17 protein-coding genes are annotated in these 17,441 nt (G+C 52.7%); 15 read left to right on the forward strand and 2 right to left on the reverse strand.

Annotated features, from left to right (window positions below; genetic code table 11):
* Positions 1-78 precede the first annotated feature (78 nt).
* The 7 genes from SNR34_RS06955 (at position 79) to SNR34_RS06985 (ending at position 7,951) form a co-directional block, all read left to right on the forward strand.
* Positions 79-1,206: a deoxyribonuclease IV gene (locus SNR34_RS06955; protein WP_236415386.1), complete on the forward strand. Its 1,128-nt coding sequence runs from the start codon at positions 79-81 to the stop codon at positions 1,204-1,206.
* Positions 1,207-1,227: 21 nt separating this feature from the next.
* Positions 1,228-2,121, forward strand: coding sequence for a formyltetrahydrofolate deformylase (gene purU / locus SNR34_RS06960; protein ID WP_486181492.1), 894 nt, complete (start codon positions 1,228-1,230; stop codon positions 2,119-2,121).
* Positions 2,122-2,597: 476 nt separating this feature from the next.
* A complete protein-coding gene (gene tkt, locus SNR34_RS06965; RefSeq protein WP_486181493.1) occupies positions 2,598-4,640 on the forward strand; it encodes a transketolase in 2,043 nt (680 codons plus the stop codon).
* Between the two features lie 53 nt (positions 4,641-4,693).
* Positions 4,694-5,011, forward strand: a complete 318-nt coding sequence (ppnP, locus tag SNR34_RS06970; RefSeq protein WP_236415061.1) for a pyrimidine/purine nucleoside phosphorylase — start codon at positions 4,694-4,696, stop codon at positions 5,009-5,011.
* Positions 5,012-5,187: 176 nt separating this feature from the next.
* A complete protein-coding gene (locus SNR34_RS06975) occupies positions 5,188-6,543 on the forward strand; it encodes a glucose-6-phosphate isomerase (RefSeq protein ID WP_339276690.1) in 1,356 nt (451 codons plus the stop codon).
* 167 nt (positions 6,544-6,710) lie between these two features.
* Entirely contained in the window at positions 6,711-7,343 is a 633-nt protein-coding gene (locus SNR34_RS06980) for a YigZ family protein (protein ID WP_236415057.1), read from the forward strand.
* 5 nt (positions 7,344-7,348) lie between these two features.
* Positions 7,349-7,951, forward strand: coding sequence for a TetR/AcrR family transcriptional regulator (locus SNR34_RS06985; protein ID WP_236415056.1), 603 nt, complete (start codon positions 7,349-7,351; stop codon positions 7,949-7,951).
* Positions 7,952-8,101: 150 nt separating this feature from the next.
* Here SNR34_RS06985 and SNR34_RS06990 read toward each other — a convergent pair whose 3' ends face one another.
* Entirely contained in the window at positions 8,102-8,503 is a 402-nt protein-coding gene (locus SNR34_RS06990; RefSeq protein WP_486181494.1) for a secondary thiamine-phosphate synthase enzyme YjbQ, read from the reverse strand.
* A gap of 310 nt (positions 8,504-8,813) precedes the next feature.
* Between SNR34_RS06990 and cysT the strand changes: the two genes are divergently transcribed.
* From cysT to clpP, 8 genes are all read left to right on the forward strand, one after another.
* Complete coding sequence (gene cysT / locus SNR34_RS06995; protein ID WP_236415054.1) at positions 8,814-9,629, forward strand: sulfate ABC transporter permease subunit CysT; 816 nt, start codon at positions 8,814-8,816, stop codon at positions 9,627-9,629.
* Positions 9,626-10,423, forward strand: coding sequence for a sulfate ABC transporter permease subunit (locus SNR34_RS07000; RefSeq protein ID WP_486181495.1), 798 nt, complete (start codon positions 9,626-9,628; stop codon positions 10,421-10,423). The genes cysT and SNR34_RS07000 overlap by 4 nt, the downstream gene beginning before the upstream one ends.
* A 1-nt stretch (position 10,424) precedes the next feature.
* Entirely contained in the window at positions 10,425-11,489 is a 1,065-nt protein-coding gene (locus SNR34_RS07005) for a sulfate/molybdate ABC transporter ATP-binding protein (RefSeq protein ID WP_236415052.1), read from the forward strand.
* 93 nt (positions 11,490-11,582) lie between these two features.
* Positions 11,583-12,650: a sulfate ABC transporter substrate-binding protein gene (locus SNR34_RS07010; protein WP_339276698.1), complete on the forward strand. Its 1,068-nt coding sequence runs from the start codon at positions 11,583-11,585 to the stop codon at positions 12,648-12,650.
* Between the two features lie 164 nt (positions 12,651-12,814).
* Entirely contained in the window at positions 12,815-13,261 is a 447-nt protein-coding gene (locus SNR34_RS07015; RefSeq protein ID WP_236415050.1) for a hypothetical protein, read from the forward strand.
* Positions 13,262-13,438: 177 nt separating this feature from the next.
* On the forward strand, positions 13,439-14,233 hold the full coding sequence (locus tag SNR34_RS07020; protein ID WP_486182418.1) for an MBL fold metallo-hydrolase: 795 nt from the start codon (positions 13,439-13,441) through the stop codon (positions 14,231-14,233).
* Positions 14,234-14,324: 91 nt separating this feature from the next.
* A complete protein-coding gene (locus SNR34_RS07025; protein ID WP_486181496.1) occupies positions 14,325-15,254 on the forward strand; it encodes an RNA polymerase sigma factor in 930 nt (309 codons plus the stop codon).
* A gap of 18 nt (positions 15,255-15,272) precedes the next feature.
* Entirely contained in the window at positions 15,273-15,854 is a 582-nt protein-coding gene (gene clpP / locus SNR34_RS07030) for an ATP-dependent Clp endopeptidase proteolytic subunit ClpP (RefSeq protein ID WP_236415048.1), read from the forward strand.
* Between the two features lie 100 nt (positions 15,855-15,954).
* On the opposite strand, the gene SNR34_RS07035 is transcribed toward clpP, so the two are convergent.
* Entirely contained in the window at positions 15,955-17,403 is a 1,449-nt protein-coding gene (locus SNR34_RS07035; RefSeq protein WP_486181497.1) for an aminotransferase-like domain-containing protein, read from the reverse strand.
* Positions 17,404-17,441 lie beyond the last annotated feature (38 nt).

Below are 17,441 nucleotides of genomic sequence, written 5' to 3' on the forward strand. Positions count from 1 at the left end.
CGAATTATATCGCATTTCTAGATTTATTTCGATAATCGCGTTAGAATAGGGGATAACTCAAACAAAGGGGGATGAATGATGCTTAAAATAGGCTCTCACGTGTCCTTTTCGGACAAGGGATTATTGAGTGCAACGAATGAGGCGTCCTCGTACGGCTCAAGTTCGTTTATGATATATACGGGTGCTCCGCAGAATACGCGCCGCAAGCCCATTGAATCCATGTTCATCGAAGAAGGCAAACAGGCCATGCAGGCTGCGGGCATGGATGAAATCGTAGTGCATGCGCCGTACATCATTAACCTGGGCTCTTACAAAGAAAATACGTACGAGCTGGCCGTCAGCTTCCTGCAGGAAGAAATTCGGCGGACGCATGCCATCGGCGTGAAAAATATCGTGCTGCATCCCGGTGCTTTCACCGACAAGGATGCGCATTACGGCATTGAGCGCATTGCTCAAGGCCTGAACGAGGTGTTGGACGGCGTGAAGGAGACGGATGTCAATATCGCTCTGGAAACGATGGCCGGCAAAGGCACGGAGATGGGACGCAGCTTCGAAGAGATCGCACAGATTATCGAAAAGGTCAAGCATAACGAACGATTGACGATCTGCATGGATACATGCCATATTCACGATGCAGGCTACGATATCGTGGGAGATTTGGACGGCGTGCTCGAACAATTCGACAGCATCGTCGGACTGGATCGCATTGCCGTCATGCATATCAATGACAGCAAAAATCCGGTGGGCGCACGCAAGGACCGCCACACCCCGATCGGCTCGGGATGGATCGGGTTCGAAGCGATTAACCGGGTTGTGCATCACGAGAAGCTTCAGGGGCGTCCGTTCATTCTGGAAACCCCGTGGATCGGCAAAGATGCCAAGACGCAGCGCCCGATGTATGAGGTGGAAATCGCTTTGCTGCGCGGGGATGTTGCCGGCCGTTTCGGCCAGTCATTTTTGGCTGAAGTCGAGCAGCTGCATCACTTCTTCGAAGGCAAGGAAATCAATCCGCGCTCTTATATTCTCGATGTATGGAACTTGCTCAAAAATGATGCCAAAGCCAAGAAGGCCGATCCGCGCGAGCCGCTGGAGCGCCTGTACGACATGGTGACGGAATCTGCCCTGTTCCCGGATTTGAGCGAGGAACAACTGAATCATCGTTTGATCGCCTGGCTGGCCGGCAAAGAGCTGCTCGTCACGGCTTAATTTAAGGAGGAAAAGTACCCGATGGAGATTCATGCCAAACAATTACGTCCTGATCAACAAAACCGCGCCGACCGGGCGCGGATGCTCATTTCCTGTCCGGATGGACCCGGAATCGTAGCAGCCGTATCGCATTTCCTGCACCAGCACGGTGCAAACATCGTTCAGTCCGACCAATATACGATGGACCCGGCCGGAGGCATGTTTTTCATGCGCGTCGAGTTCGATCTGCCGCAATTGTCTGACAATTTGAACAAGCTCGAGACAGACTTCGCCGAAGTGGCAGGCAAGTTTCGGATGGAATGGACGTTGACGGCGGTGAGCCGCAAAAAGAAACTCGCCATTTTTGTATCCAAGGAAGACCACTGTCTGGTGGAACTGTTGTGGCAATGGCAGGCCGGCGACCTGGATGCCGATATCGCCCTGGTCGTAAGCAACCATTTGGATATGAGAGATTACGTGGAATCTTTCGGTATCCCGTACCATCACATTCCGGTTACCGCAGAGACCAAGCCCGAGGCGGAAAAACGCCAGCTGGAAGTCATCGGCGACGATATCGACGTGATCATTCTTGCGCGTTATATGCAAATCATCTCGCCAACGTTCATTGAACATTATCGCAACCGGATCATTAACATTCATCATTCGTTCCTTCCGGCGTTCGTCGGCGGCAAACCGTATGCTCAGGCATACAAGCGCGGCGTAAAAATCATCGGAGCGACGGCGCATTATGTTACCGAAGAGTTGGATGGCGGACCGATTATCGAGCAGGATGTGCAGCGTGTAAGCCATGGTGACGACGTGAACGAATTGAAACGCATCGGACGCACCATTGAACGCGTCGTGCTGGCACGGGCAGTGAAGTGGCATGTGGAGGACCGGGTGCTGGTTCACGAAAATAAAACGGTCGTTTTTTAACCTTATAGTTTAGTGCTGTGCAGGATTAATTTGCAATTGTAATGCCATGCAAAATGGCTGTTGAAGGCGGCTCCCGTTCATTGAGAGGGGAGTTCGTCTTTTTTTATGGCATTGTTCCACAAAGAGTATGGTTTTCCGGTTTCGGGTTATACTTCATCCGATGGAAGCATGGGGCGATCCGAGTTGTGGAGGAATGTAAGAGGATCGGCATGGCCTGGGCAAATTTGGTATATAGCGGGCAATTTGCGCCCCAAAGCTGAGCGGAAGCCACTTTCACGATCTCCAACGACCGAATTTCCCTGTTCGCCGAAAAGAGGTTATGGAAAAGCGCCTCGCCAAGTGATACAATACAAAAGTGAATAAGTCAAAATGAAACACTCAAGCGGATTTACTTATTGTTATATACGGTTTGCTTGTATGATGAGAGGGATTCGCTTGCGCACCCGACTTATCTAAAGACATGAGGAGGACAAACCATGACTGACAAGAACGAAGCGATTCAAAAGGACGTAAACAGCACAATCGACAACCTGTCGATCACGACGGTTCGTACACTGGCGATTGACGCCATCGAAAAGGCAAAATCCGGACACCCGGGCATGCCGATGGGTTCCGCTCCGATGGGGTACCAGCTTTTTGCTAAAACGATGACACATAACCCGGCTCACCCGACATGGGTAAATCGGGACCGTTTTGTGCTGTCCGCAGGACATGGTTCCATGCTGCTGTACAGCTTGCTGCACCTGAGCGGTTACGACCTGCCTATGGAAGAACTGAAACAATTCCGCCAATGGGGAAGCAAAACGCCTGGTCACCCGGAATTCGGGCACACTGCGGGTGTTGATGCTACGACAGGACCACTCGGCCAAGGGATTGCAATGGCTGTAGGTATGGCTATGGCTGAAGCACAACTCGGCGCAACCTACAACAAAGACAATTTTGATGTAGTTAACCATTATACGTATGCGATCTGCGGCGACGGCGACCTGATGGAAGGCGTATCCCATGAAGCGGCTTCGCTTGCCGGACGCCTACACCTCGGCAAACTGATCGTATTGTTCGACTCCAACGACATCACGCTGGACGGCGAATTGAACCTGTCTTCTTCCGAAAGCATCGCGAAGCGTTTCGAAGCATACGGCTGGCAAGTGCTGCGCGTTGAAGACGGCAACGACCTGCCTGCAATTGAAAAAGCAATCCAGGAAGGACAAGCGGAAAGCATTCGTCCTACACTGATCGAAGTGAAAACCGTGATCGGTTACGGCAGCCCGAACAAACAAGGTAAAGGCGGCCACGGCGGTACGCACGGATCCCCACTGGGTGCGGAAGAAGCCAAACTGACCAAAGAATTCTATAAATGGGTATACGAAGAGGACTTCTACGTGCCTGCTGAAGTTCGCGACCATTTCGCGCAAGTGAAAGAGCGCGGCATCGCGGCAAACAAAGCTTGGGACGAGAAATTCGCCGAGTACAAAAAAGCATACCCTGAGCTGGCAGCTCAGTTCGAATCGGCAATCAGCGGCGAACTTCCTGAAGGCTGGGATCGCGATCTGCCTAAATACGCGGCCACAGACAAAGCGGTATCCACACGCGTGGCATCCGGTAACGCCCTGAACGGTCTGGCACCTAACCTGCCTTATCTGACAGGCGGTTCTGCCGACCTGGAAAGCTCCACAATGACACACCTGAACAACATCGCCAACTTCACGCCAGAAGATTACTCCGGCCGCAACATCTACTTCGGTATCCGCGAGTTCGGCATGGCTGCTGCGATGAACGGTATGGCATTGCACAGCGGCGTAAAAGTATTCGGAGGTACGTTCTTCGTATTTACCGACTACCTGCGTCCGGCTGTACGCCTTGCAGCTCTGATGGGTCTGCCTGTAACGTACGTTCTGACTCACGACAGTATCGCTGTTGGTGAAGACGGACCGACTCACGAACCAATCGAGCAATTGGCTTCCTTGCGCATCATTCCTAACCTGACGGTCATCCGTCCGGCTGACGGCAATGAAACTTCCGCAGCATGGGCTTATGCGCTCGAAAACAAAAACAACCCGGTTGCGCTGGTGCTGACTCGTCAAAACCTGCCGATCCTCGAAGGAACGGTAGAAGGCGCACGCGAGAACGTAAAACGCGGTGCTTATGTTGTGTCTGATGCGAAAGACGGCAAAGCCGCTGCTCAAATCATCGCTACAGGTTCCGAAGTGCAGCTGGCTGTCAAAGCTCAAGCCGCGCTGGCTGAAGAAGGCATTCAAGTTCGTGTCATCAGCATGCCGAGCTGGGATTTGTTCGACAAACAAGACAAAGCATACAAAGAATCCGTCCTGCTGCCTGATGTCAAAGCACGTCTGGCGATTGAAATGGCTCACCCGATGGGTTGGGAAAAATACGTTGGCGACCAAGGCGACATTCTCGGAATCAGCACATTTGGTGCATCCGCGCCTGGAGACCGCGTCATCGCAGAATACGGCTTCACTGTGGAAAACGTGGTTAGCCGCGTAAAAGCATTGCTGTAATAACCACAGCGCTTAAGATAACGTCTATTTAACTTCAGGGGGAGCGGGTACGAATGTCACAGTTTGATCAAGTCAGCGTTGTTAAAAAGGCCAACATTTATTATGAAGGCCAAGTAACCAGCAGAACGGTAATTTTGGGAGATGGCAGCAAAGTCACTCTGGGCATCATGCTTCCAGGCAGCTACGAGTTCGGTACGGATTCCCGCGAAATCATGGAGATTCTGTCCGGCGACCTGAGAGTGTTGCTCCCGGGCGAGGAAAACTGGCTGGAGATTCAAGGCGAAGCCACATTCCATGTGCCTGCCAATTCCAAATTCAAACTGGAGATACGCAGCGTTACCGATTATTGCTGCTCGTACCCGGCGGAATAACACAATAAGGGTAAGCAGGGCCTTTCGAGCAAGGTCCGGTTTACCCTTTTTACTTCGTTTGCCGGATGACAAAGTTGGTTTCGCAAGCTTGTCAGCCCCGTGGATTTGCAGTATCCTAATGCTAAGTTGATTCATTGAAACGGACCAAACACATATAATCAGGAGGGTTTAATATCATGGCTAAAAAAGTGACCTTTGACTACAGCACTGCCCTGCAATTTGTAGGCCAGCATGAAGTGGATTATTTTGCTGAACCGATCCGCCTGGCACATGAGCAGCTTCATAACGGTACAGGAACGGGTTCCGACTATCTGGGATGGATCGACCTGCCAACCGCTTACGACAAAGAAGAGTTCTCCCGCATCCAGAAGGCAGCCGCCAAAATCCAAAGCGACTCCGATGTACTGATCGTAATCGGTATCGGTGGTTCTTACCTTGGTGCACGCGCAGCGATCGAAATGCTGACACACTCCTTCTACAACAATTTGCCAAAAGAAAAACGCAAAACGCCAGAAGTTTATTTTGCAGGCAACAACATCAGCTCCACTTATGTGAGCCATCTGCTGGACCTGATCGAAGGCAAAGACTTCTCCGTGAACGTCATTTCCAAATCCGGTACAACAACGGAGCCAGCAATTGCTTTCCGGATCTTCCGCGCTGAACTGGAGAAAAAATACGGCAAAGAAGAAGCTCGCAAACGCATTTATGCAACAACGGACAAAGAGCGCGGCGCTCTCAAAAAATTGGCTAATGAAGAAGGTTATGAGTCCTTCATCATTCCGGATGACGTGGGCGGACGCTATTCCGTGCTGACGGCTGTCGGATTGCTGCCAATCGCGACTGCAGGCATCAACATCGAAGAAATGATGCAGGGCGCGGCTGACGCTTCCAAAGAATACAGCAACCCGAACGTAGCCGAAAACCAGGCCTACCAATATGCAGCCGTTCGTAATGCGTTGTATCGCAAAGGCAAAGGCACGGAAATTCTCGTAAACTATGAGCCATCCTTGCATTTCGTGTCCGAGTGGTGGAAACAACTGTACGGCGAGAGCGAAGGTAAAGACTTCAAAGGCATCTATCCTGCCTCCGTCGACTTCTCGACAGACCTGCACTCCATGGGACAATTTATCCAGGAAGGCAGCCGCAATATCTTCGAAACCGTAATCCAGGTTGCTGAAGTGGCGGAACACATCTCTATCGAAGCCGATCCGGACGATCTGGACGGACTGAATTTCCTGGAAGGAAAAACGATGGATTTCGTCAACAAAAAAGCATTCCAAGGAACGTTGCTGGCGCATACGGACGGCCAAGTGCCAAACCTGATCGTCAACATTCCGGATATGACTCCATATTCGTTCGGTTATCTGGTATACTTCTTTGAAAAAGCATGCGGCATTAGCGGATATCTGCTGGGTGTCAATCCTTTTGACCAACCGGGCGTTGAAGCTTACAAGAAAAACATGTTTGCATTGCTGGGCAAACCAGGCTATGAAGAAGAGAAAGCAGCGCTGGAAGCGAGACTTTCCGAATAATTCATCGTTTTGCTCATATAGATTGGTTATAAAGGATGGAACAGCATTCCGGATTTAGGCAGCTTCGGCTGCCGAGGTCCGATGTTGTGAACACAGGGCAGTTCGTCCGCGTTTACGCGGGGAACTGCTTTGTTGTAAAATGGATCAAATCAGAAAGTTGGAACGACATGCTTGAACGTTATCGTACGGTCCGCGGACCGGGAAACAAGGAAATCGTCATAAAGAAGTCGCGTTTCATCGGGCATATCATGCCGGTGGAGACTGAAGAGCAGGCCATTGCTTTTATCGATGAAATCAAGAAAAAACATTGGAATGCTACGCATAACTGTTCAGCCTACATGATTGGCGAGCGGGATGAGATTCAGAAGCAGTCCGATGACGGCGAACCGAGCGGTACGGCGGGCAAGCCGATTCTTGAAGTCATCCGGAACCAGCAATTGAAAAATGTGGCCATCGTCGTCACGCGTTATTTCGGGGGAATCATGCTCGGCGCCGGTGGGCTCATCCGTGCATACACGGATGGTGCGGTTGCAGCCATCGAAGCAGGAGAAGGAATTACGCGGGTTCTGCATCGCGAAGTATTCGTGGAGCTGGATTACACGTGGCTGGGCAAAGTGGAGAATGAATTAAGGAGCCGGGAAGTCCGTACAGGTGAAACGAGTTTTACCGATAAGGTTACGTTGACTTGTCTTCCGCCGGATAGTGAGACCGAGGCATTCATCGCCTGGATCACGGATTTGACGCAAGGGCAATCCCGGGTCACGGAGGGACAGCGGCTTTATTTTATTGAAGGGGAATAAAATATATGGCTAGAAGAGCAGTCGAACAGGAGTTGTCGAGGGAGCGGATACTGGAGGCGGCGAGGCATCTTTTTATAACCAAAGGATACCGCGCCATTTCGATGCGGAGCATCGGCCAGCATCTGGGCTATAGTCATGGGTCGCTGTATTACCATTTCAAGGAAAAGGCAGAACTGTTTTATGCCATCGTGGTTGAAGATTTCAACCACTTGGGACATCTGCTGCTGCAAGCCATGGTCAGGCCTAGAACGAGCGAGTTGACCAAAGTGGAGCAGATCATGATGGAGTTCATTCGTTTTGCGCTGGAAAATCCGTATCAGTATGAGATCATGTTTATGATTCGGGATGAGGAATTATTGTCTTATTGCAGGACGGAGCAGGGACGCTGCTTCGAATTGTTTGCCTCCATTGTGCGCCAATACATGAAAGAGGAAGGCTGCCCGGAGGAAGACATTCAATGTGTGCCAAGGACATTGTTTCTGTCGATGCATGGATTTATCTCTTACTATATACAAGACCGATTGACGTTTGCCGAGATCGAAGCAGCAGCTCTGACACATGTAAAAGTGTTATGCCGCAATCTTCAACACCAGCCTGGCGTCCAATAATGGCGCTTTCGTCACACTTCATACTTCAGGGCGGTGAATTGTCATAACATTAATTCTTTATTACGTTATCTTACGAAAGTTATTATGCAGAAAAGAAAAGAGCAGGCGGTTTATGGCCCGAATGAGGGCGGACCGCCTGTTCGTGTTTGTTCAGCCCTCCATGATTTTGATAAAATATTCCCTGGAACGAGGTCCGTCGAATTCGCAAAAGTAAATGCCTTGCCAGCGACCCAGCAGCAACCGCCCTTCATGAATGATGATCGTTTGTGAAGGTCCGGTCGTTATGGATTTAAGATGGGAAGCGGTGTTTCCTTCAGCATGCAGGTATTGCGGATGCTCCCAAGGGTAGACTTCATCCAGGCGCAGCAGCACGTCGTGTTTTACGTCAGGATCCGCATTTTCGTTGATGGCAATGCCTGCCGTCGTGTGCGGGCAGTAGACGAGCACGGTGCCGTTCTGCACGCCGCTTCTGCGGACAACCTGCTCAACCTCGCGCGTAATATCCTTCATTTCGTCCCGTCTTGTTGTGGACAGATTCATCGTTTGCAGCATGGTGGTGACACTCCTTTTCATTTACATATCCACGATTTGAAATGGTTTGCTTATAAGACAGATCATCTTTATTACATACTCAAATTGTACCTTAATCCAGAGCGTTGAAACAAACCGCTGAACCCCAGCAATTCTTCTCGAAAAAGCATTGACGACCTGTACTGTAAACTGGTAAAGTATCAGATAAGTCAAAACCAAGTAGACTAATGGGAATAATATTAAAGGAATAAAAACCAACTAAGGGAAATCGTTGTATTCAGCGGAAAGAGCGCCGACCGGAGTAAGCCGGAGGCTGGGAGGGAATGCAGTAATGAATACCGTTCTTCGTCATAAAGGATGGACTTGGGGATTCCGCAGTACCGTATTGTTGTATTTCATAGTGTTGATCGTGCTTCCGATCATTGGCGTCTACGTGAACTCATTCTCTGAGGGATGGGCCAATTTTGCGGAAAGCGTGATGGACCCGATTGCCTGGAAAGCCGTGCTGTTGACTATACGGCTGGCGGTGATTGCTACGCTGATCAACGTGGTTATCGGCACGATGGTTGCCTGGGTGCTCACGCGTTACCGTTTCTGGGGCAGATCGCTGCTTAACAGTCTGGTGGACCTGCCTTTTGCACTCCCGACGGCGGTGGGTGGATTAATGATCATGCTTCTGCTCGGTCCGGTAAGCGCCATCGGCAAGTTGGCCGAATCGCTCGGGTTCCAAATCGTATTTCATCAGCCGGCCATCGTCATCGCGATGACGTTTGTGACCTTTCCTTTTGTCATCCGTGCGGTCCAGCCTTTGCTGGAGGAAATCGATCCTTCTGAAGAAGAAGCGTCCTATACGATGGGAGCATCCAAGGCCCGTACCTTTATGCAGGTGATTCTGCCATCGATGCTGCCGGGCATGATTAGCGGAGGCATGCTCGCTTTCTCCAGAGCCCTTGCCGAATTCGGGGCCGTCGTACTCGTGGCGGGAAACATCCCGGGCAGAACGCTGACCGCCTCCGTATTTATTTACGGGGAAATCGAGAGCGATAATCCGACCGGAGCGGCAGCCGTCTCGGTGCTGCTATTAACACTGTCATTTCTGATCCTCTGGCTGATCAATCTGGTGCAGATGCGGGGGAGAAGAAGATGAGAAGACTGTTGATCGGACTTACCTTTCTGGTATTCATTATTTTGCTGATTATTCCGCTTGGACGGATTATCATCGGTGCATTCGAAGATGGTTTCGGAGGATTGCTGGATGGGCTGCTGCGGCCTGAAGCGCTGCATGCGCTGATGATGACAGGGCTGGTCGTGCTCGTTGTCACGCTGCTGAACACGTTGTTCGGCATCATGATGGCGATCTATCTGGTTCGTGCAGGATGGCTCAGCGATCGGATCAAAGGTTTGCTGAACAGCATCGTGGACCTGCCATATGCCGTATCGCCTGTCATCGGCGGATTGATGATTGTATTGCTGCTCGGACCGAACAGCATCATGGGCGGTTTTTTTGAGGGGATCGGTTTGAACGTGGTCTACGCTTTCCCCGGAATGGTCATTGCGACGCTGTTCGTCACGTTTCCACTCATGGTCCGCGAGGTGATGCCTGTGCTGCAGGAATTGGGTTCTCAACAGGAAGAGGCTGCATCTACCCTGGGGGCATACAGCTGGCGAACCTTCTGGAGCGTGACCTGGCCTTCGATCCGCTGGGCCGTCATTTATGGGCTGGTGTTGACCGTGGCCCGTTCTCTCGGCGAGTTCGGGGCCGTGCTTGTCGTATCCGGCAATATCATGAACAAAACGCAAACCGCAACAACGCTTGTCTATCAGGACGTCGAAAACTTCAACGTTTCGGCCGCCAACGGGGTGGCATTGGTTCTCGTAACGTTTTCCGCATTACTACTGCTCATCATGGAATGGGCCAAGAAGCGAAAGGAAGTGCATTGAGATGCATGTTGAGGTTCGGAATCTGAACAAACATTTCGGTCAGTTTCATGCGGTCAAGGATGTCTCGTTCGATATTGCCAAAGGTCACTTGATCGGCCTGCTCGGTCCGAGCGGCGGAGGCAAAACGTCGATTTTGCGCATGCTGGCCGGCCTCGAAAGCCCGGACTCCGGAGAGATCCGTTTTCACGGAAACGTGGTGAATCATTTGCCTCCACAGGAGCGCGGCATCGGATTCGTATTCCAGAATTACGCGTTATTCAAGCATATGACCGTATTCGATAACATCGCTTTCGGGCTCAAGGTCAAAAAGACGCCCAAAGCGCAAATTCGAGATCGGGTCATGGAGCTGGTCGAGCTGACCGGACTCAAAGGGTTCGAGCAGCGTTATCCGCACCAGCTGTCCGGCGGACAACGCCAGCGCGTGGCATTTGCGAGAGCGTTGGCGCCGGAGCCGCAGCTGCTTCTGCTGGATGAGCCGTTCGCCGCCATCGATGCCAAGATCCGCCAGGAGCTGCGCTCCTGGCTGAGAGAGCTGATCGAGCGCGTAGGCATTACGTCCATCTTTGTTACCCATGACCAGGATGAGGCCATTGAGGTGGCGGACGAGATCATGATCATCAGTCAGGGACGGGTCGAGCAGAAGGGCACGCCGTGGGACATTTACAAAAACCCGCAGACCCCTTTTGTGGCTACGTTTATCGGCGAATCGACCGTGGTGGAGAATGCTGCCGAGCTTAAAGGTTTTGAACGAGCGGCGCAAGGAGAAGCTACCCGGGCACTGATTCGTCCGGAATATATCGAGATCGGTCTCGAGAACGAATTCACGATGCTGTCGGCAACGGAAAAAGGTACCGTAAAGCATCTTCATTTCCGTGGCAGCGAATGGATGGTTGAAGTGGAAGTGCGAGGCCACAAGCTCATTACGTACCGCTCGTTGGAGAAAACAACGCTGGAGATCGGGCAGGAGATCCGGGTGCTGGTGCATCGGGCCTATCTGTTCAACGATTCGGACAGCTGGGTTGTGGAAAATGCGCTCAAGGAAGATCCGATGCCGGTCATGATTTAGGGATGAATGATTGCTCGGTTCAAGTAACCGATCGACAACCATATGTGATTGCGAGCAGTCAACTAAGCTGAATTTTGAAAAGAGGGACTGTACATGCAGACCAGGAAAAAAAGCATCGCTCTGGTATATGCCGCATTGTTATTGTTGTTGGTCTGCGCGCTGGCAGGTTGCAGCAACCGGCAGGAAACAGGCGAAGCAGCGGATGGCTCCTCCGCAGAAGCGAAATCGGATACGCTGGTCATTGGGGCATACAGCGTCGTCAAAGATGCCATGGCGGAATTGCTGCCGAAGTTTCAGGAGGAATGGAAGGCCAAGACGGGCAAAACCGTTCATTTCCAGGAATCCTACGAGGCTTCGGGCACACAGGCGAGAGCCATCGTGGGCGGATTCGAGGCGGATGTCGCGCTTTTGGCCATGGAAGGCGATGTTGACAAGCTGGTCAAAGCGGATCTGGTGCAGCCTGAATGGAAGCAGTCACCTTACAACGGCATGATCACGCGTTCCATCGTGGTGTTGGGCACGCGCGAAGGAAATCCGCTCGGCATTCAGGACTTTGAAGATTTGACGAAACCCGGCGTCAAGGTGCTGTATCCTAACCCCAAAACGTCAGGCGGAGCCCAGTGGGACATCAATGCCATTTACGGCGCTGGATTGAAACAGTCGGAGGAGCAGGAAGGCAAGAAAGACCCGGCGGCCGCGAAGGCGTTTCTGGAGAAGGTACATCGAAATGTGGAATCGCTGGACAAGAGCGGCCGGTCGTCGATGGCAGCCTTCGAATACGGCGTGGGCGACGTCATCGTAACATACGAGAATGAGCTGCTCGCCCGGATTGCCAAAGGAGTAAAGTATGATATCGTGGTGCCGAAAGATACGATCCTGATCGAAAATCCGGCGGTCGTCGTGGACAAATACGCGGACAAAAACGGAAAACGCGAGTTGGCGGAAGCTTTTGTGGCCTATCTGCGTACACCAGAAGCGCAGCGCATTTTCGCCAAGCACGGTTTTCGTGCGGTCGACCCTGACGTTTTTGCGGAGACGGCATCCGAATTCCCGGTTCCCGAAGGTTTGTTCGACATCGACTACCTTGGCGGATGGGATGAGGTTCGGAATACGCTGTATTCCAAACGCGGCGTATGGTACCAGGTGCTGGCAGGCCTATAGAAGCGGCAGTCGGATCATACCGGATCATCATGGAGCCTCCAGCACCTCGCTGGAGGTTTTGTCGTTTGGCTGCGGTCGGGGCATTTTTTGTACCTGACGGAACGAACAGGCTATAATGAATCGGGACGATGAACATAGCGATATTACAGGAAGGTGTGAATGGAATGAATACTGAAGTCAAATTATCACAAAGCACGGCGATCCGCGTGGAGCATGCACGCATCAACGGCATGTCGGATGCGGCCATACTGGAGGCGATTCGGACGCAGAACGCGTCCGGCTTTGATACAGTGGCTGACGATTATTACGTGTACGACGAGTTTCTGTCCTATGCTGCAGAGCATGGCGAGCGTCTGGAAGAAGCCGTGAAGGACGGGTACCGAATGACCTTTAATACTCGTGGTGGACTCGGCATTTGGCTGGAGAAAGCCTTTGGTTTGAAGGCCGATCAAGACTTCACCGTAGGAGAAGGCATCGTGACCGGTTTGCGCCTGAAGCCGGAACAAGCCGAAATACTGGCACGGCGATTGGCAAGCAATTGGATCGTCGCGGAATCCGTGGACGTGCCCGCAGGAAAGGAGCTTACGCTGAAACTGCGCGCCTTGGCATAGTCTCAGGTAACGGCAAGCAGCAATACATAGCAAGGTTATTCGCGAAGAGTCAGAGGATCATCCCGATGCGGAAGCGGTACCGCATCAGGGTGGTCTTTTTTTGCAAAAAAGCGAGGATGACATATAATCAACAGTAGTTAAGATGGACGTGACGAGAGGGGAATACGAATGAGTTGGATGAATCGGATGACATTTGTAGGCACAGGTGATGCGATGGGCGTTCCGCGCGTATATTGTGAGTGCGAGATTTGCATGGAAGCCCGGAGCACAGGCGTCAACCGGCGCAGGCGATCTTCCGTGCTGCTTCACGATGCAGACGATGAGAGAAGGGTCCTGATCGATTGCGGACCGGACTGGCGGTCCCAGATGGAAGGGCTGGGTCTCCGAATGGTGCATACGCTGCTGATCACCCATGCGCATTTTGATCATATCGGAGGTTTGCCGGAATGGGCCGATGCATGCCGCTGGCTTGGGGTTAAAGGACGTTTGTATGCACCGCGCGAGGTTATTGCGGTCATTCAAGGTCAATTTCCGTGGCTGTCCAGGCATATGGACTTTCTGGAAACGGATGAGGGCATTGAGCTGGGTGGATGGAAGATTTCCTCCTGGAAAGTGTGCCACGGCAAAAACGGATATTCTTATGCATATCGATTGGAACGGGAAGGGTTCCGCTGGGCCTATTGCTCCGATGCCATCGATTTGAAGCCGAACGAAAAGGAACCGCTGCATGATCTGGACGTGCTGGTGCTTGGAACGAGCTTTGTGCATGAGCAGGCGGAATTCTCCACACGCTCGGTGTACGATATGCGCGAAGCACAAGAGCTGCTCGGCGAGGTAAAGCCGTGGCATGCTTATTTCACCCACATGTCCCATGATGTGGATCTAAGGAAAGATTACGGCTTGCCTGACGGTATTACGCTGGCTCGCGCAGGAATGACCATAACGTTGGATAAGGAAACCGAACCTTGTTGAAAAAAATCGCTAATCTGCGTATCCTTTGCGGACCGCTGTTCGTTTACAAGATGTAAGACCAATCAGGAACCAACAAAGGGGGGCCCCTTACATGGCCTTTGTGAAGTCCGTCGATTGCAGAATCAACAGACCACTTGATGAACAAAAGCGAAATGCCAACCGAATTATGAACCATGGCACCAAACCGATCACAATGTCTGCATTTTCTGGCGATCCGGGAATTTCGACCGGGAATGCGCAGCAGGAGACAGGCATAAACCAAGCGCCAGCGGCAAGTCTGACCGAAACGCTTGGTTCACTGTATGCCTATTGCATGACGCTGACGGGTTCCGTCTGGGAGACGGAAGATCTGGTGCAGGAAACGTGTCTTAAAGCATGGTCCTCCACATATGCCGGGCAGCAGAGTACGAACCCGGAAATGAACTGGGAGGCCTATCTGGTCCGCACGGCGCGTAATACGTGGATTGACCAGCTTCGCAAGCGTGCACGCTTGTCACGGAAGCTGGACAGCCTGAAACCGCTGCTTGCGGACACGGAGCACGAAGAACGATTTGAAGACCTGGAGCTGGCGGTCCGTCTGCTGGTCAACGGGCTGCCGCCATGGCAAAGGGTCATTTATATGTTAAGGGATCTGTTGGGATATACGGCGGCAGAGACAGCGGATTTGCTGGATACGACGGAGGGGGCGGTCAAAGCCGCCCTGAGCCGGGCTCGAGCCGCGCTTGCAAAGATCAGGCAGAGGCTGCATGATTCGGGTTCCGACGATCCGTCGACCGGCCCGGATTATGGATTGCGGGAAGATGAGCAAGGCGCAGAGCAGCTGCGCAGCTATTTGAGGGCGTTCCGCACCGGCGATGCCGTGGCGCTAATCGATCTGTGCCTGAACCGGAGCGATGACCCGATGGCCGTCGCCGGCACGATTTTGCAGGCTCTGCCGTCTCAAACGATGCAGCCCGTGCTGCATGGCCAGGATGTTCCGCGCATGTTTGGGGCAGGCTTGGCCGTCTGCATGGTTGCATAAACCGAGGAGGCGACAAGCATGAACGTAGTACCATACGTAGTGGAGCAGACAGCCCGCGGAGAGCGGAGCTATGATATTTACTCCCGATTGTTGAAAGATCGCATTATTATGGTGTCCGGGGAAATCGAGGACCAGATGGCGAATGCCATCGTGGCACAGCTGTTGTTTCTGACCGCAGAGGATCCCGACAAAGATATCCAGATGTACATCAACAGTCCGGGAGGCTCGGTTACAGCCGGGTTCTCGATTTATGATACGATGCAGTTTGTGAAACCCGATATTTCCACGATCTGCACAGGCATGGCGGCCAGCTTTGGCACGATATTGCTCGTCGGAGGCACCAAAGGCAAACGGATGGCTTTGCCGAACAGCGAGATCATGATCCACCAGCCGCATGGCGGCACGCGGGGCCAGGCGTCGGATATGCTGATTCATGCGAACCGGATCATCCAGCACCGCCAGCGTTTGAACCAACTGCTGGCAGATCGCACGGGCCAGCCGCTGGATCGCATCGAGAAGGATTCGGACCGGGACTACTTCCTGACTTCGGCGGAAGCGGTGGAGTATGGATTGATTGACAAGGTGATTTCCGGAACCTGATCAAGGAACGGAGACGCTTCAACCATAACAATAACCCGAGGGGTCGCGATAACCGGACCATTCGGGTTATTTGTTTATCGTGCAGCGCAAGCAGGACGTTTCATGCTTTCCGGGCAATCTCGATGAGCCGACCCATGCCTTCGCGGATTTGCTGTTCGTGCGCGTAGGAGAAGGAGAGCCGCAGCTTGCGGCTTGCGCTTGTGTCAGAAGGGTCGAACACCGTGCCTGGCACGAATGCCACCGAATGCTCCATGCATCGGTGCAGCAAACGGCCCGTATCGATGCCTTCCGGCAGCTCTGCCCAAATATTAAGCCCGCCTTCCGGTTTGGTCCAGACCCAATCCGTTTCCAGCAGGCATTGCTCCATCACTTCCATGCGCAACTGGATCGCGGTCCGCAGCTTGGAGAGATGCTGGTGCATGCGCGGCGATTGGAAATAGCGGAGAAACAGCTTCTGGTTGAGCAGCGGGGAGCCGTTATCCGCCAGCGTTTTGATGGCCAGCAGCCCGGGCATGAAGCGCGGCCGGCACATGATGGCCGCGATGCGCAGGCCCGGTACGACATATTTGCTGTAGCTGCGAATGTACAGCGTATGTCCGGTCGTATCGTAGGTGAAAATGGGCGGCGGCGGTTTTTCGCCGAAATAGATGTCGTAGGTGCTGTCGTCCTCCAACAGGAAACAGCCGTACTGTTCTGCCAATTCCGGCAGCTGTTTGCGCTGCTCGGCCCCGATGTTCAATCCCGTCGGATTCTGGAACGTCGGCGTCAGGTAGAACAGCCGGGGTTTCTCTTGGCGCATCAGCCGTTCGATCTGTTCCATATCATAACCCTCGTCATGCATGTCCGCAAAAACCAGCCGCGCCCCTTGCTTGCGAAAAATTTCCATGGCGGGGCCGTAGGTCGGCCGTTCCACCATGACACGGTCGCCGGGCCGGATGAGGCTGCGCGCAATCAGGTCGATGGCTTGCTGCGCGCCTGTCGCAATCAGCACTTCATCCGCCGAGACATAGAATCGTTCCTTTGCCGTCAAATGGGCGGCGAGCGCGCTTCGCAGCTCCAGATCGCCCTGAATGGTCGAGTAGGTTCCGAGCAGCCGCGGATATTGGTCCAGCAGCTCCCGCATCAGCTCTCCCCAGTAGAGATTAGGGAGAAGGGCCGGATCGATCAGCGATTTGGAAAACTGGAAGTCTGCTTCAAGCGACTGTACCCGCGCGAGCGAATCCCAATGCAGCCACGCCGAAACGGCAGGGTCATCCGCCTGGTCGGTCACCGGAGCGGGATCGGCCGGGCTGACGAAATAACCCGCTTTGTCTTTGACATATACATGTCCGCGCTCCTTTAGCTCCTGATAGGCTTTGAACACGGTCAGCCGGTGAACGCCGAGCTGTTCGGACAAGCTGCGTACGGAAGGCATCTTTTCATGTTCGGCCCATTCACCGGCTTCGATGCGAACAACAAGATAATGCACGACTTGCTCATACAGTTTCAGACTGTTATCAGACATCAAAATGGCTTTGCTCAACCCGCCCACGCTCCTTTTGCAGTCCATTGTAACACCAAATGGCAGATCACTGTTCTGTTTTCTTC

This window comes from Paenibacillus sp. XP01, from assembly GCF_057364885.1.

Coding starts and splice junctions, on each gene's coding strand:
- SNR34_RS06955 (WP_236415386.1), top strand. CDS start 79: ATGCTTAAAATAGGCTCTCACGTGTCCTTTTCGGACAAGGGATTATTG.
- purU (WP_486181492.1), top strand. CDS start 1,228: ATGGAGATTCATGCCAAACAATTACGTCCTGATCAACAAAACCGCGCC.
- tkt (WP_486181493.1), top strand. CDS start 2,598: ATGACTGACAAGAACGAAGCGATTCAAAAGGACGTAAACAGCACAATC.
- ppnP (WP_236415061.1), top strand. CDS start 4,694: ATGTCACAGTTTGATCAAGTCAGCGTTGTTAAAAAGGCCAACATTTAT.
- SNR34_RS06975 (WP_339276690.1), top strand. CDS start 5,188: ATGGCTAAAAAAGTGACCTTTGACTACAGCACTGCCCTGCAATTTGTA.
- SNR34_RS06980 (WP_236415057.1), top strand. CDS start 6,711: ATGCTTGAACGTTATCGTACGGTCCGCGGACCGGGAAACAAGGAAATC.
- SNR34_RS06985 (WP_236415056.1), top strand. CDS start 7,349: ATGGCTAGAAGAGCAGTCGAACAGGAGTTGTCGAGGGAGCGGATACTG.
- SNR34_RS06990 (WP_486181494.1), bottom strand. CDS start 8,503: ATGCTGCAAACGATGAATCTGTCCACAACAAGACGGGACGAAATGAAG.
- cysT (WP_236415054.1), top strand. CDS start 8,814: ATGAATACCGTTCTTCGTCATAAAGGATGGACTTGGGGATTCCGCAGT.
- SNR34_RS07000 (WP_486181495.1), top strand. CDS start 9,626: ATGAGAAGACTGTTGATCGGACTTACCTTTCTGGTATTCATTATTTTG.
- SNR34_RS07005 (WP_236415052.1), top strand. CDS start 10,425: ATGCATGTTGAGGTTCGGAATCTGAACAAACATTTCGGTCAGTTTCAT.
- SNR34_RS07010 (WP_339276698.1), top strand. CDS start 11,583: ATGCAGACCAGGAAAAAAAGCATCGCTCTGGTATATGCCGCATTGTTA.
- SNR34_RS07015 (WP_236415050.1), top strand. CDS start 12,815: ATGAATACTGAAGTCAAATTATCACAAAGCACGGCGATCCGCGTGGAG.
- SNR34_RS07020 (WP_486182418.1), top strand. CDS start 13,439: ATGAATCGGATGACATTTGTAGGCACAGGTGATGCGATGGGCGTTCCG.
- SNR34_RS07025 (WP_486181496.1), top strand. CDS start 14,325: ATGGCCTTTGTGAAGTCCGTCGATTGCAGAATCAACAGACCACTTGAT.
- clpP (WP_236415048.1), top strand. CDS start 15,273: ATGAACGTAGTACCATACGTAGTGGAGCAGACAGCCCGCGGAGAGCGG.
- SNR34_RS07035 (WP_486181497.1), bottom strand. CDS start 17,403: ATGGACTGCAAAAGGAGCGTGGGCGGGTTGAGCAAAGCCATTTTGATG.